Annotated in this window: 10 protein-coding genes; 1 reads left to right on the top strand and 9 read right to left on the bottom strand. The window is 46.6% G+C overall.

Annotated elements, in window-relative coordinates; translation table 11 throughout:
- Positions 1 to 62: 62 nt before the first annotated feature.
- The 6 genes from BT112_RS11875 to BT112_RS11850 all read right to left on the bottom strand — a co-directional run bounded on the left by BT112_RS11875 (position 63) and on the right by BT112_RS11850 (position 9883).
- On the bottom strand, positions 63 to 1427 hold the full coding sequence (locus BT112_RS11875; protein ID WP_072317600.1) for a M60 family metallopeptidase: 1365 nt from the start codon (positions 1425 to 1427) through the stop codon (positions 63 to 65).
- 62 nt (positions 1428 to 1489) lie between these two features.
- Positions 1490 to 2872, bottom strand: a complete 1383-nt coding sequence (locus BT112_RS11870) for a hypothetical protein (protein WP_072317599.1) — start codon at positions 2870 to 2872, stop codon at positions 1490 to 1492.
- Positions 2873 to 2948: 76 nt separating this feature from the next.
- Positions 2949 to 3356, bottom strand: a complete 408-nt coding sequence (locus BT112_RS11865; RefSeq protein ID WP_072317598.1) for a hypothetical protein — start codon at positions 3354 to 3356, stop codon at positions 2949 to 2951.
- A gap of 167 nt (positions 3357 to 3523) precedes the next feature.
- Entirely contained in the window at positions 3524 to 5308 is a 1785-nt protein-coding gene (locus BT112_RS11860; protein WP_072317597.1) for a RagB/SusD family nutrient uptake outer membrane protein, read from the bottom strand.
- A gap of 21 nt (positions 5309 to 5329) precedes the next feature.
- Entirely contained in the window at positions 5330 to 8773 is a 3444-nt protein-coding gene (locus BT112_RS11855) for a TonB-dependent receptor (protein WP_083564901.1), read from the bottom strand.
- Positions 8774 to 8893: 120 nt separating this feature from the next.
- Entirely contained in the window at positions 8894 to 9883 is a 990-nt protein-coding gene (locus BT112_RS11850; protein WP_139276158.1) for a FecR family protein, read from the bottom strand.
- Between the two features lie 381 nt (positions 9884 to 10264).
- Here BT112_RS11850 and BT112_RS11845 point away from each other — a divergent pair, with 381 nt between their 5' ends.
- On the top strand, positions 10265 to 11254 hold the full coding sequence (locus tag BT112_RS11845; RefSeq protein WP_072317595.1) for a hypothetical protein: 990 nt from the start codon (positions 10265 to 10267) through the stop codon (positions 11252 to 11254).
- A 74-nt stretch (positions 11255 to 11328) separates the two neighbouring features.
- Here BT112_RS11845 and BT112_RS11840 read toward each other — a convergent pair whose 3' ends face one another.
- The 3 genes from BT112_RS11840 to BT112_RS11830 form a co-directional block, all read right to left on the bottom strand.
- A complete protein-coding gene (locus tag BT112_RS11840) occupies positions 11329 to 11925 on the bottom strand; it encodes an RNA polymerase sigma factor (protein ID WP_072317594.1) in 597 nt (198 codons plus the stop codon).
- A 317-nt stretch (positions 11926 to 12242) separates the two neighbouring features.
- Positions 12243 to 13025, bottom strand: coding sequence for a rhamnogalacturonan acetylesterase (locus BT112_RS11835; RefSeq protein WP_072317593.1), 783 nt, complete (start codon positions 13023 to 13025; stop codon positions 12243 to 12245).
- Between the two features lie 33 nt (positions 13026 to 13058).
- On the bottom strand, positions 13059 to 14690 hold the full coding sequence (locus tag BT112_RS11830; protein ID WP_072317592.1) for a glycoside hydrolase family 43 protein: 1632 nt from the start codon (positions 14688 to 14690) through the stop codon (positions 13059 to 13061).
- Between the last annotated feature and the right edge of the window lie 24 nt (positions 14691 to 14714).

Genomic DNA, 14714 nt, shown 5'->3' with positions numbered 1-14714 from the left:
GTTTATCTTCCTGCTTTTCTTTTCGGCACATACGACGGAAAGCAGTATCATCGGGACAGCTGTTATTCGTCCCGCAATAAGGTCAGGTCTTCTCCTGGGGCTGGCAGGTTCAGAGCTTCTATTTCGTTATAAACGCTGTTCGCTACCGGCAATCCCCACTTCCGGAAAAAATCGCTCAGATCGTTGCCGGATATCGTACAGGATTTCAGCATAAAATACCGCATCCTGTCATTATCGTCACCCGCATCCGGGTTTTCTTCGCGGGTTTCTTTATGTAACTGCTTGTAAAAAGTATCTCCGTATGCCAGCCATAACTGGTGGAACAGGGCCATACGTACACCATTGGAGGCTACCGATGCGTTAAAGTTCCGGTCCGTATCCGGAAGCGAGAGAAATGTCTCCACAGCGGGCCACTCCCCATTGACACTTACTCTCGATGGCGACAATCCGAACGCTCTTTCGGCCGCCAGTGCATAGATGTTAACCGTAGACTCTACCACGGCAGACCAGGTCCAGGCCGCCTGCTGATGCACGTGTCCGGCTTCATGCCAGGGCCCCCAGCCGTTGCTTCCTCCGAGTTTTTCCGGCATAAGCAACCTGTCTATAATACCTTGTGTAAAATAAAGAGCAATACTCGCTGCCATATATCCGCCCGCATCCGGATCGCGTACGGTGAGCAGGAATTTATATTCCCTGTTTTCATGTACCGGAGCCGATCCGTCGAGTCCGCTTATCGCAGCTTCAGCCTCCATAATATCGTCCAGGTACTCGCACATAAGGTCCTGGTCTTCTTCCTGGTAGGTTACGGCATCTTCGAGGCCCACGGTGAGCATGGTGTGATCCGTTACAAACATAACATCCCTGACATCGTCAAAAATATCCAGCATCTGCAGCCACTCGCTCTTCGTTGTTTGTCCTTTTATATAATAAGGGACTTTTTTAAACCCCTCACCGAATTCGATCTCAGCGGAACTATCGGGCGTATCGGTGGTAACGTAGCGCACATACACCGTCCCTCCATATTCGTCAGCAATAAACATATTTTCTCCCTGAACGACATCGTAATAGGTCCTTATCGGCCTTATATTGTCCCGAAAAGGCGTTCCTACCACCACTTGCGGCATGCTGGTACCTGAGAGCCGGTTTACTGTCACTTTCAGCGTATCAAAAGGGTCCACATGAAACCCGGTGGGCAGCATATCATTGTGATTTCCACGTTGTGCCAGGCGTTCTTTTACCTGCCCCTGGGTGGGGCCTTCATAGAAAGTTTGCAGGCGATCGGCCCCGAGTGTTTCCTCTATGGGAATACTGTCTCCGGGTTGCGGAAGATCGTCGCTGCCCCCGGTTGGAAAATCACAGGATACTGCAACTACAGACCATATACCGCAGTACATCAGGGCTTTCATTTTTCTCACATAAGTTTTCATAGTTTATCCTATTTTAATGGGTTAAGAATGGGTTATATCTCAATACGGGTTGTTCCTGTTTCTCAATGGGTTTCTACAATGATGGAAGAAGTCTTGTCGTTAAAAGCCGACAGGAAGGAAACATTCCCGGTAGTGATCTCATAGGAATCTCCTGCAAAGTTATCTTCGGAAAAGAGGGTGACTTTGAGGCCAAGGGGAACTTTAACGGAGCTGATATCATTATCTACGCCACCAAGAGCCGTTAACTGGGCTGTGGTGTACGAACCCGCTTCCAGCTCTACGCCCCAGCCGTTGTAGCTGGAATGCTGGTAGACCCCTACTTTGGTGTTTACAGTGTATTCGCCATCTACGAAGGCAAAAGAATAGGTATGGGTCTTTATGGTTCCGTTCTGCATAAGCAGTTTCACCTTGAGTTCATACGGCCAGTCTCCGTGATCCTGGATTTGCTGTACAGGCAGGTTTATACTATAGGTATTGCCGCTCAGGATTGTTCCTCGCCATCCCACGGAATTGTAATCCCTGTTTACCCCTGTTCCCTCGTTGTTCACATTAGGGTCCAGCCAGAACAGGATATCACTCACCGCCTTATCACTGGTAAAGCTTCCTTGTACATGAAGGTTCTGTGTCGTATCATCAAAACTCAGTTGCGGATTTACCGCAGTTGTAGCTCCTTCGTAAATACCGGCTACCGCAGCTGCCTGAAATATCTGGTTCCTGTTGAGAATTGCACAATCTACTTCGGTGATAAAGGTAGGTTGCCTGCCAAAAGTCGTATTGCCCGACCCCATAAGCGAAGTTCCCAGGGTCTGCTGTTCGGTTACCGTAGCTTTGTTATGTGAAAGTCCGAGCCCGTGTCCGAGTTCGTGGAGCATTCCCCCGATAAGGTTGGAGGAAGTTACCGGTATTTCTTCTACTTTGATATTGGGATTATCCACCGCAAAACAGTTTCGTCCGGAACCGTAAAAGGGCTGGCTTCCGCCGTCGGTACGTTGCGGAAGAATGATCAGGGTGTGTTCGCTGCTGAAGTCTTCCGGGTGATTTTGTCTGTAAGCATTGATCTCACTGATAATCGTACTTCCGCTCCCGTAGTCGTAAGTAGCCTGGTCCTGCTGTCCCTGGACAGTTACCAGTTTTACCCGGTTATAGATCGTATCTACCGGGAGACCGAAGGTTTTCTGACCGAAACCGTTACGGTCCATTTCCGATTTTACATAGTCCTGAAAATAAATGAGAAGTTCACTCAATCGTTCTTCGTAATCCGCTACTGCGGGGTTATCGGTGGGAACAAAATATACGATATTCAGGTTTTCCGGATGCGTTACAAACCCGGGGGTCGGTTCTTCTGGAAAAACTTCTTCTCCTTCCTCCGGAAAATCGCAGGAAAAGGTGAGGAACAAGGCGCTCCATAGCACTACGGACAATGTCCATTTATACATAGTCTTCATAATTTAAAGGTTTTGGTTATTGATTAAGGTTAAGATCTCCTTTGATTTGTTTACCGAAGCCGGATGACATCATACTCTAAGGATTTACAGTATATGTTGTCCCTGCCGTATAAGATTGCCCCCCATAGGTAAATTGTACATAGACACCTACTACAAACGGGCGTGGAGTGGTATTATCCCATTGTACTCCTATACTGGGTGTACAGGTATCTTCTTGTCCCGGACGAACACTTGCAGCTCCCATGTCTACAACCCATTCCACATCCGAAATAGGAATATAAAACTGGCTGCCGGGGTCACATATGTCTATATAAGCCCCGTTGTGAAGTAATCTGAAACGATTATTATACGGATATTGGGTTGATCCTTCCACTACAACGGTAAATTCTTCCTGTGGTAAATTTTCTGTTGTTCCACTATCTTCCTTGCTTCCGAAGGACAGACATAAAAAAGAAACGAGTAAAATAAAAACTGTTTTTTTCATCTTTAAAGTTTTAAAAGGTTGTACAATAGTTGGTTAAAAGGACTTTTACCGAGTAAAGCCGTGGTAATGTGGGATTAAAAATCATAATTCGGACCATAGCAGACCTGCCCGTTTTACACAGGGTTTTAAAAAATGCTTTTACAGGAAAATCTGCTGTTTGCCTCGTATTAGTTCGATTCCCAGTCCGGGTTTTGTTTCAGTTCGGGATTGAGCACCAGGTCTTCTATGGGAATCGGGAACAGGTATTGCCGGTCATCCCAGGTACGTCCGTCGGGCAGCACCTGGAAATACGGTAAAATATAGCCTTCGGAGCTCAGAAACACATCGGTCCCGACGACTACGGAAGGGAATTGTTCCTGTACAAACTTGATACCTTCTACCGGTTTTTCAAGAAATTTTCCTGCCTTCCAGCGCATCAGGTCATCCCATCTGAAATTTTCAAAAGCCAGTTCTATACGTCTTTCCCTGCGTATCTCACGAAGTACGGGTTCGGGGATATAATCGCAATAGGTCGCATAATCCTGGTCCAAAACCGGATCGGATGGTATATTTCCCAACTGCAGCGCAGGCATATTTACCCTTGATCTTATCACGTTTATGGTCTGGTCTATAACACCCTGTGATAGTTGCCCCAGTTCATACCTGGCTTCGGCATAATTGAGCAGAATTTCAGCATAGCGGAATACGGGAGCGGCCTGCATACCATTCGTAAGTCGCCCCCAGTCATCCGGTTCATTAAAGAACCATTTACCGACCCGGTATCCCGTGGGGCATTTGTTCCCGCTAAGGCCGGGAATATTGGGCAAGGGAGCATTATCGGCTCCCATTGCTCCTTCGGCCAGGGCATATTCTCCGAAATTACATATCGTTTGCCGCAATCTCGGGTCGCGATGGAGCATTTCCTGTTGTATGGAATCCTTTCCCTCGAAAAGGGGACTGTTCGCAATCGGTTGCCCGTCAATACACAAATAAGAATCCACGAGATCCCGGGTAGCTCCGTGACGATGACGAAGGTTTTGGGCGTAATACCTGCTGAAAGCTACCCCCAGGTTTTCATTGGCACTATATTCTTTCCACAGAATAATTTCCGGGTTATCGGCATAAGAATACTGTGCGAAAAGCGCATTGTAATCCGCATCGGTATTTCCCGTAGTATATATAGAATATCCGGAGGCCATCAACGTTTCCGAAGCTTTTACACTGGCTTCCAGAAATGCGCTGCCATCAAGACCGAGCTCATTGTGATATTTCCGGTACGTCCCTTCGAAAAGTCCTATACGTGATTTGAGATGCAAAGCGACATCTTTATTGATCCTTCCTTGCTTTTGTGCTCCTTTTTCCGGCAGGTAGGCAATGGCATCATCGAGTATTTTCATTACGGAATCCATCACTTCCGCTCTCGGGGTACGCGGTGCATATAATTCTTCCGAATCGGTCTCCAGAACATGGTTGTACCAGGGTACATTACCAAAAAGCTTTACTTTTTCGAAATAATCCCATGCCTTAAAGAAAAGCACTTCACCCAGATATACATTTCTCACTTCCGGATCGACGTCTCCCCGCTGATAATTGTCGAGAAAATAATTGAGTTTTCTCATATTTCCCCAGCTCCAGCCACCGCTTCCGCTCCCTCCGGTAATATGGCCGTTGTATTCATTGTTCGTTACCCGCGAATACGAATCCGGAGCTGCATTGTCGGTAATGACATCTCCATAGGGAATAGTGGCTTCGTTATACCCATAAGGGCTGACGTTATTCTGCCCCCATCCGTAGCTGAACCCTCGGATATACTGGGCATAGAGATCGTTACAATACAATTCGAGATCTTCTCCTGTCTGCCAGAAGTTTTCATCGGTGATCTGATCGAGAGGATATCTCTCCATAAAATCATCGTTGCAACTCCCTACAAAAAACCCGGTACACAGTGTCAGGATAATATATAGTTTCTTCATTGAAAAATGTTTTAGACGTTGTTAAAAGGTTACCTGTAAGCCAAGTGCAAAAGAGCGCATCATGGGGTAATCCGCACTCATCAGTTCGGGGTCGAATACGTCAGGGACTTTGGTATATTCCCAGATGTTATAGGCAGAAGCGGACAACCGTAATCGTTCTACCCGGATTTTCTCACTGATCTCCCGGGGTAGCGTATATCCTATAGCAAGGTTTTTCAGTCGTATATAAGCTGCGTTCTGGATAAACCTCGTCTGTGTCAGCCTGTTTGCCGATTTGTTCTTGTATACCGGAAAATGGGCATCTCTTCGCTCGGGAGTCCAGGTGTTGTTGTAAACCTCCCAGGTCCCTGCCCCGTTGGACAATCCTCCCCAGTACAGACTCTGATTGCCATCAATCCAGTAATCTCTTTTCCCTACGCCCTGGAAAAAGATATTCAGGTCAAAATTTTTCCAGAAAGCGTTCATCGTAAATCCGAATTGATAGCGGGGTGTGTTGTTACCGATGATTTTACGGTCTCCCGGATTATCCACCGTATTTTCACCCGGGCTGATCTCACCGTCCCCGTTCCGATCGGTATAACGGATATCTCCGGGGAACCATTGAGAATTCAGCAGGTGCTGGCTCGGAGCAGCTTCTATTTCTGCTTCGGTCTGGAAAATCCCGGAAGTTTCGTACCCCCAGATCTCTCCCATTTTCTGACCTTCGTATAACGTGCTCAGCAGTTTATTCGGGTTTCCGTTAAAAGCCACTACTTTACTTTGATAGTCCCAGAGGTTAAGTGCTACATCATACCGGAAACCGGACCGAAACTGGTCGCGCCACTTCACTTCCAGCTCCCAGCCTTCGGTTTGCATGGCTCCCGAGTTTTTGGTGGGTGAGGAAGCTCCCAGTACAGCAGGGAATTTATCTCCGGCGATGAGTATATCCGTTGTCTTTCTCCTGTACCAGTCGAATGAAAGGCCCAGCCTGTTATTAAAAAGCGCCATATCCATCCCGAAATCGAGGGTTGTCGATGTTTCCCAGGTCAGGTTAGGATCTACCAGTCCCGGGGGAGTGATCCCTATGGGGCGTATGCCACCAAACAAATGTTGTACCTGGGATACCGTCCCATACGAAGGAATATAGATATAATTGGTTACGTTCTGGTTACCGAGACTACCGTAACTTGCCCTGAATTTCAGTTCGTCAAATACGGGTTTCAGGAATCCGCTAAACGCCTCTTCCGAAAATCTCCACGCCCCGGAAATGGACGGGAAGAACTTGAATCTCCGATCGGCCGGAAACCTCGACGTTCCGTCGTACCTTCCGTTGGATTCCAGTAAATAACGATTATCATAATTGTAAGTTATCCGGTAAAACGCCCCCCTAACGGCCCAATGACTTTCTCCGTCATAAGCATATTCATTTCCGGTTGTCTGATTGATCACGGGAATATTGGGCGACAGGATTCCTTCTCCCCTGCCCCTGAGGTGTTCATACTTCAACCACTCCTGGTTAAATCCGGCCAGCAGGGAGATATCGTGTTTTCCGAGCGATACGTCGTAATTGGAATACACATTGAGCGTGTACTGATCGGTACGGTCGCTCGTCTTGTCGATGTAGGAAGGATTGGTATGTGCATTGGTCAGGTTGTTCCAGTCGGTATCCACCCGCCACAATTCGGGTAATACTTCTTTTGTTCTGTAGTTCCTGGACATATATGAGAAATCAGCTTTCAGGTTCCAGCCATCCAGGAGTTTTACCGTAGGGGCTATCTTCATCAGCAAGCGCTCATTCACGGTTTTTCTGTTGGAACCATAACTCATAAAAGAAAGAATATTATCCGTGTACATCTCGCCTACGGGAGAATCCGCAGAGGTTTTAACCGGCATATTGATATTGCGGAAGGGCTCCTGGGCCATGGCATACCACCAGCTTCCCTTTCCGCCGGGACTGATCGGCTCTTTATACACGGTGTTGTTCCAGGATACCTGGTAGTCCATACCGAGCCAGTCATTGACTTCAGATCCTACATTGACCAGCACATTATATCTTTTGAACTTGTCCGTATTTATTTTGTATATCCCTTCCTGATCCTGGTATCCGAGCGATATCATATACGTGTTTTTCTCCGATCCTCCGCGCAGGCTCAGGTTGTGCTTCATCATGGGCGAAGCACTGCGCACCGCCTCATCATAGGGTCTTGTATTGGCGACCCATATAATGCTTCCTCCCGGGCTCATAATGTAAGGTGGTGTTTCCTGCGGATTGTCCATATACGCCCGAATGGCGTCAAGCTTGTCATACATATCACCGGAAGGGGTCCGGTTTTCATATTCTACTGCTTTTATAGCGGCCTCCTGTATGGTGTAGGCATCCAACAGATCCGGACGGGCCGAAGGGCGGTTGAACTGGAAGGAATTACTATAGGTGATCTGCGATTTTTGCGATTTTTTTCCTTTTTTTGTGGTTACCAGAACAACTCCGTTGGCTGCACGGGCACCGTAGATTGCTGCGGAAGCGGCATCTTTAAGCACGGTAATGCTCTCTATATCTTCCGGGTTCAGCATATTGATATCCATCTGTACACCGTCTACCAGGACAAAAGGTGACCCGTTGACAAATTCACTACCGGATAATGAAGTACCTCCCCTCACATTAAAAGAGGGTGTAGCATTGGGATTTCCGTTAGGAATATTGATGTTCAGGTTGGGAAGTACACCTTGCAAAGCCTGCCCCATATTGGCCACAGGACGGTTCTCAATAGCTTCTGCCGTAACCTGGCTTACCGCACCGGTAAGGTTTACTTTTTTCTGGGTACCATAACCCACGACAACAACCTCCTCAAGATCGGAAACATCCTCCTGTAATGTAATATCTATTTCGGTCTGCCCGGCTACGGGAACCTCCCTGCTGATGAACCCCATATAAGAAACGAGCAATACGGCGTCTTCCCCGGAGACCGTTAGGGTATAATTTCCGTCAAAATCGGTTTGTACCCCGTGGGTTGTTCCCTTTTCCAGAACATTGGCTCCGGCCAACGGCACACCTTCCGGATCTTTTATACTACCGGAAACCTCTATCCCCTGAAATTCACGCTCGGATTCCGGTATTTTTGCCGGCTTCTTGCGTACGATCACCTGTCTTCCGTCCAGTTCATAAGTAAGATCAGTATTCCCGAAAAGTATGGTCAATATCTCTTCTACTGTTGCTTCTTTAGCGGTGAGAGACACTTTTTTATCATCGTTGAGCGTTCCGTCTTTATAAAAGAAGATGTATTCGCTGTTTTGCTGTATTTCCTCGAACACTTCCCTGATGGTAAGCTCTTTGACATTCATATCCAACCGGGTCTGGGCGGAAGAATGACTGGCATAGACCGATGACAGTCCGATCGAGATAAAGAGAAGAAAAGTTTTCATTGCAGTCCACAAGTATCTCCATAAGGGAAACTCCCCCGTGAAGCCGAGGTTAGCATTTTTATTCATACTTTTGTTGTGTTTGTTGATTAATTTTTACTGGTTAAGCACAGTAAGGTTAATTTCTTTCTACCGGGAGGTGTTGGCGCATCTTCCGGTTTCTTTGTATACAATTACAGTTTCATAATCCTATTTTTGGTTAATAATCCATTTATTGTTCTCTTCGGTAGCAAAGTAGCGGATATCCGTGGTTTTACCGATAGTGCTGATGACACTTTCTACACTTTCCTTAAGGTCGAGATACCCGGAAAACGTCTCCTTTGCAAGATCTTCATCTCCTATTTCTATAGCGATATTATAATACCTGGAGAGCTTCTTCACGATATCCCCCAATTTGCAGTTGCGCAGTATAAGCACTCCCTCTTTCCAGGAAAAATAGTCCTCTATATTGACCTTTTCGGAGATCATCCTTCCGGTACTCTTTTCATATACCGTCATGGTCCCGGGTTCGATCCTTATGGTTTGTTTCTGTTTTAAAATTCCCGTTCCTTTATACTCCACCGCTACACTACCGCTCTTCAATACTGTTTTCAATGTCTTGTCTTCCGCATAATTACTCACATTAAAAACAGTTCCCAGAACGCGTATACGGTGATTGTCCGCAAGGACCATAAAAGGTTTCTCCTTATTGTGGGCCACTTCAAAAATACCTTCTCCCTCCAGGTAGACTTCCCTGGTATTTCCGGAAAAAGCCACCGGGTAGACCAGCCTGGAACCGGAATTGAGCCAGACAACAGTACTGTCGGACAGTACAACCCTCGACCGTTTTCCGTAAGGTACTGTTAGCGTATTATAAGCTATTGCTCCTTCCTCCTCTTCTCCTTGCTCAACAGTTTTCGAATTTCCTATCGTTACCTGTTGTCCGTTTCTCGAATAGGCAATAGTCGAATCTGCTGCTCCGAGCGCAATACGGTCTCCTTTACCGAGAAAAAGCTCTATTTCTCCACTACCCTGCGGATGATTTTCCGGAAGCGTTAAAGCGTATTTATAAACAGGAGACGAACCGAAACGGTCACCATACCACCATCCCGAAACGGCTAATACCAGGATTACGCAAGCGCTAATCATGCCTATCCGCTGTCTTTTCTTCCGCCTTCGGTAATGCTGTACAGATCGCATGATCCGATTTTTCAATGCCTTTTTTTCTTCGTTCAGGATATCCACTGCTTATCGTACTTTTTTAGTCCTAATGACATAAATTTCAAATTGTCCTCGAGCACAAAATAAAATGTATGCCCTTTATTATATAAGAGAAAGATCCGGGTAGTGTATAGACATTATTTTTACATTTTTTTTAACAAAACTTAACACCTGAATCACAAAACACTAAAAACAAGACGATTAAGAAAAATAAATATGTAGAAAAATCACTATTACCTTATGTTTTATCCGGGGCTATACGCTGCTTTTTTTCACTTTTTCGATCGCAACGGGGTAACATTCCTCACCTGTTACGGATATATGACTAAAAGAATAACTGTTTAATCAAAAGAAAATACCATGAAAAAATGTATTGTAAACCTCGCGATCGCCGGGATCTTTTCCGGATTGTTTATCTCCTGTTCAGATGATCATCTGGATACGGAAGGTATTGATGATACACCGACCCCGATAGAAGCGGATGCTTTCTTCGAAGAGCACGGTCAGTCCCTGCAAGCTTTTACCGGGGATGCTTCTTCCGGTTTTACGGTTACAGGAGCAGGCGGAACGGAAATCAGTTTTCCTGCGGATGCTTTTGTGGATGAAGACGGAAATATCATCTCCGGAGCTGTTGAGATCGGTATTATAGAGATCCTGACCAAAAAAGACCTGTTACTCTCCGGGGTAGCTACGGAATCCAACGGTCAGTTACTGGAATCGGGCGGAGAATTGTATATCGAAGCGCTTCAAAACGGAGAAACACTGTACCTGAACCCCGCCAACCATCATTTCGGCAGTAATCCGGTGACCGTAAAACTCCCGAGGGATACCGATATAGACCCTACGGATATGATCCTCTTCAACCAGGGAGCAAGGTGGGATGACGGGCTGGAGGATGATTCGTTCACCTGGCTGGTGTTCAACGAATCGCCTGATGCTATGGTACAACCCTATTCCTACGACTTTACCATTCCGAATTTTGGCTGGATCAACGTAGACAAGTTTCTGAATTTTCCTCAGGATGAACTCACTTTCGTACACGTCAACCTCACGGCAGGGTCGGCCGGCGGATTACAGGACGTGGCCGTACTCATGGTCTTTGAAAACCTCAATGCCGTTATCGGGCTCAATTACGATCCTGTCCAGGAATGGTTCGGAACAGAAAACTTTTCCGTAAACCCGAACCTTCCGATAGGAGAACAGATTGCAGTAGTGATTATCGCCAAAAATGCCCAGGGCGACCTGTATTTTGATAAACAGGAAAACCTGACCATCACGGCGAATGCCCTTTATACCCTGACTCCACAACAGGCCACACCACAGGATATCGACTGGATAAATAACCTGTAGCCCGGTATGCACAGCACCGTAAAGAGGGGTACTTTTTCAGAAAAGTGTCCCTCTTCACTTATGGTTGTTCCCGGTTATCTTCTGAAAAAAAGGTTTGCAAGAATAAAGAGGCAAGGAAGTAAATGTCCTCTAAGCACCTTAACCGCACGGTAAATGAGCGTCCGGGATGTCTCAATAGAAATATTCATGATCTCCGCAATTTCCTCATAGGGCTTTTCTTCCCTGAATTTCAGAAATAAGGCTTGTCGTTGCCTCTCGGTCAGCCGTTCAAAAGACGACTCCATACGTATGATCTTTTCCGAATGCATTTCCCTGACAATCTGCTCTTCTTCTGCGGAATGTATGACTTCTGCAGCCATGGAAGGATGCGCTTCACTATGTGCTACAAAAACAGTTTTATCTGCCACCTTGTATTGTTGATGGATCTTCCGCTGTAGCGACCGGACCAGGTAAGACTGGATGTTAGTGCATGATGTGAGTGTCTTGCGGTATTTGTACAAGTCCAGAAAAAGATCGTGAATAGCATCGAGGACCTTCTCCCTGTTGCCGGACATCCGCATCCCGTACGAAAAAAGAATATCGGCATAGCCGTCATAAACAGCTCCCAAAGCGGCAGTACTCCCTTTCCGGAGCTCTTCCCATACAACTTCTATGTCTTTACCTGCTTTCAAAATATCCGAAATCTGTTCTGCTGTGGTACACTTTTACAAAACCCGATCCGTATCCCGGTAAGTTTATGATCAATTGTTTTTGAAAAGTGCTGTTTGCAATTTCTTACAAAAGCGTTATTACTTTTATGTTATCGAACACATAGCCAAGAGTAAAGTTAACATAATTTTCACAAAAACAAATTTTAACAGATAAAAATTAATTTTCGATGACAGATAAGCCAAAAAAGAAAACATTTTTCCTTTATTGGGGAGTTCCAGTTATTTTTTAAATAAAATCGCTGTATGCCCGCCCTGTCACCACCCCGACACTAAGGCTTTTACCGTATAAATACTTCCCATTCCGGCTGTACTTCTTTCATGGCATCAACAGCAAGACGAGCGACCTCCGTAGCACCTTTTACAGATAAGTGCGTATCATCCTGCTTACCTTCCGGGTAGATATCCAGCTCGCCTGCTGCGTACCACAAGTGAAGTACTTTGGATTTTTCAGGGCCATACGAGATCTCCAGGTTTTCGGTGAGCCGCTGTAAGTCTACCAAAGGGACATCCATCGCATCTGCTACCAACCGGACCACCAAAGGATAATTGCCATGGGTAGCTATCAGGGTGCCGTGCGCATTGAAATTTCTGCGCACAATAGACGTGAAAAGTATCGGAACAGCTCCTTTTTCCCGCGTTTCTCTTACAAATTTCTCCAGGTTTTGCCGGTACCCGGTATACGGATTGGTAAATCTTGCAGGGTCTTCGGATTTTTGGTCATTGTGCCCGAACTGTATAAATACATAGTCCCCTGGTTTGAGCAGTGAACGTACTTTTGCCCAGCGCCCTTCTGATATAAAACTTTTGGAGCTCCTGCCGTTGACCGCATGGTTCTCAACGATGATACTCCCCGTCAGGAATTCCGGAAGAAGCTGGCACCATCCCCGTTCGGGGTTATCGTTTTCCAGCGGTTTATCTGCCATGGTCGAATCTCCTATCGTAAAGACAGTAACCGGTGGATGCCGTAACGTATCCGACACCTGCCCCCGGCAAATACTTACAAAGAGTACAACACAGATACCGAAGCAGATTTTCCTGCCCGTTCTGCTATTTTTTTTCATCTGTCACTGTTTTTAATCCTTAATAACAAGTAGCTAACGGGTTATACGGAACCAATCGATATCGGCAAAACCGGAATCATTGATCTGTGCGTTCCGCAGGGCAAAAACACCGACTTTAGCTCCGATCCATTTTCCGGGAACCGCCGTAAAGGATGCGCCCAGAACCTCGAATTTCCTGCCATCGGTACTATAGCTGAACGTACATTTACCGCCTGCCGATACTTCAACACGAAATTGTACTTTGGCGCCTTTCAATCTTGCGGTTCCGGCGACCTTTTCCGGTTTACCGTGTTCCGCATCTTCACAGACGACCTGGCTGATGCGTATTTCTCCGTCATGGTGTTCCAGGGCGATATAAGCATAGCTCATCCCCATAACAATAAGTCCTGCTTTCTCCTGTTCCAGTTTGGGATTCGGATGAAATTCCAGTGCGGTCGTAGCGCTAAACACTTCTGCCGGAAACTTTTGCAACAGTAAGTTCGGAGCATCCCAAAGATTTCGGGCATCCTCTGGCCATGGAGCCGTAAACAATCGCAGTTGGCCTTTGGCCGGATTGGCAAAAGCCCATGTAGCGTTGGGATTGGCATGCCATTGCCATTGCAGCCCGATATCACTGCCCTCGAACTCATCGGAATCCGCAGGGGTTTCCACAGGATAAGTCTTGCCTACATCGGGCTTCTTATAGCTTAGAACGGGTTGTCCTTTTCCGTCCCCGTCGCGATCTTCCCCGATAACCGGCCAGTCATTTTTCCATGTCATGGGCTGGAGGTGTACAATACGTCCGTAAGCCTCTTTATCCTGAAAATGTACAAACCAGTTTTCGCCGTTATCCAGTGCTATCCATCCGCCCTGGTGCGGACCGTTAATAGCGGTTTTTCCCTGGTCCATGACTATTCTTTCTTCATAAGGCCCATACGGATGCTTTGCCCTCATGGCCAGTTGCCACCCGGTAGAAACGCCCCCGGCCGGGGCAAATATGTAGTAATAGCCGTTCCTCTTGTAAAATTTGGTTCCTTCTACGGTGGGATGGGCATCGTGACCGTCAAAAACCAGTTTACCCGCCCCGGTAACTTTTGTTCCTTCGGGGTTCATGGGTTTTACGACAACAACACTTTTTATCCCGGCTCGGCTTCCTGCGTAAGCATGCACCAGGTAGGCTTTTCCGTCGTCATCCCAAAGCGGGCAGGCATCGATGAGACCTTTCCCCTCTTCGACCAGTACGGGCTCTTCCCACGGTCCGGCCGGATCTTCTGATTTTATCATGTAAATGCCAAAATCCGGGTCGCCATAGTAGATGTAAAATTCTCCATTATGATGTCTGATGGCCGGCGCCCATACCCCGTTACCGTGCTGCGGTTTGCTGAAGTGCTCGAAAGGTGGCTGGCGGTCCAGCGCATGACCTATCAGCTTCCAATTGACCAGGTCCTTCGAATGCAATATGGGCAACCCGGGAATGGCATTAAAACTGGATGCCGTCATATAAAAATCATCCCCTACCTTACATATATCCGGATCGGAATAATCGGCATGTAAAACAGGATTGATGTAGGTGCCATCTCCCTGGTCGGATACCCAGACTTCGGATACGAATTCCTGGGCGAACAGAACAGGCTGCTGTGAAAGGAAAATGCTCAATAACGCTATAGCTGTACTTATTTTATGCATCGGTAATATTTTATTTTTTATATC

This window comes from Sinomicrobium oceani (genome assembly GCF_900119185.1).
Classification (GTDB): domain Bacteria; phylum Bacteroidota; class Bacteroidia; order Flavobacteriales; family Flavobacteriaceae; genus Sinomicrobium; species Sinomicrobium oceani.
This window is presented reverse-complemented; position numbering and strand designations above follow the sequence as displayed.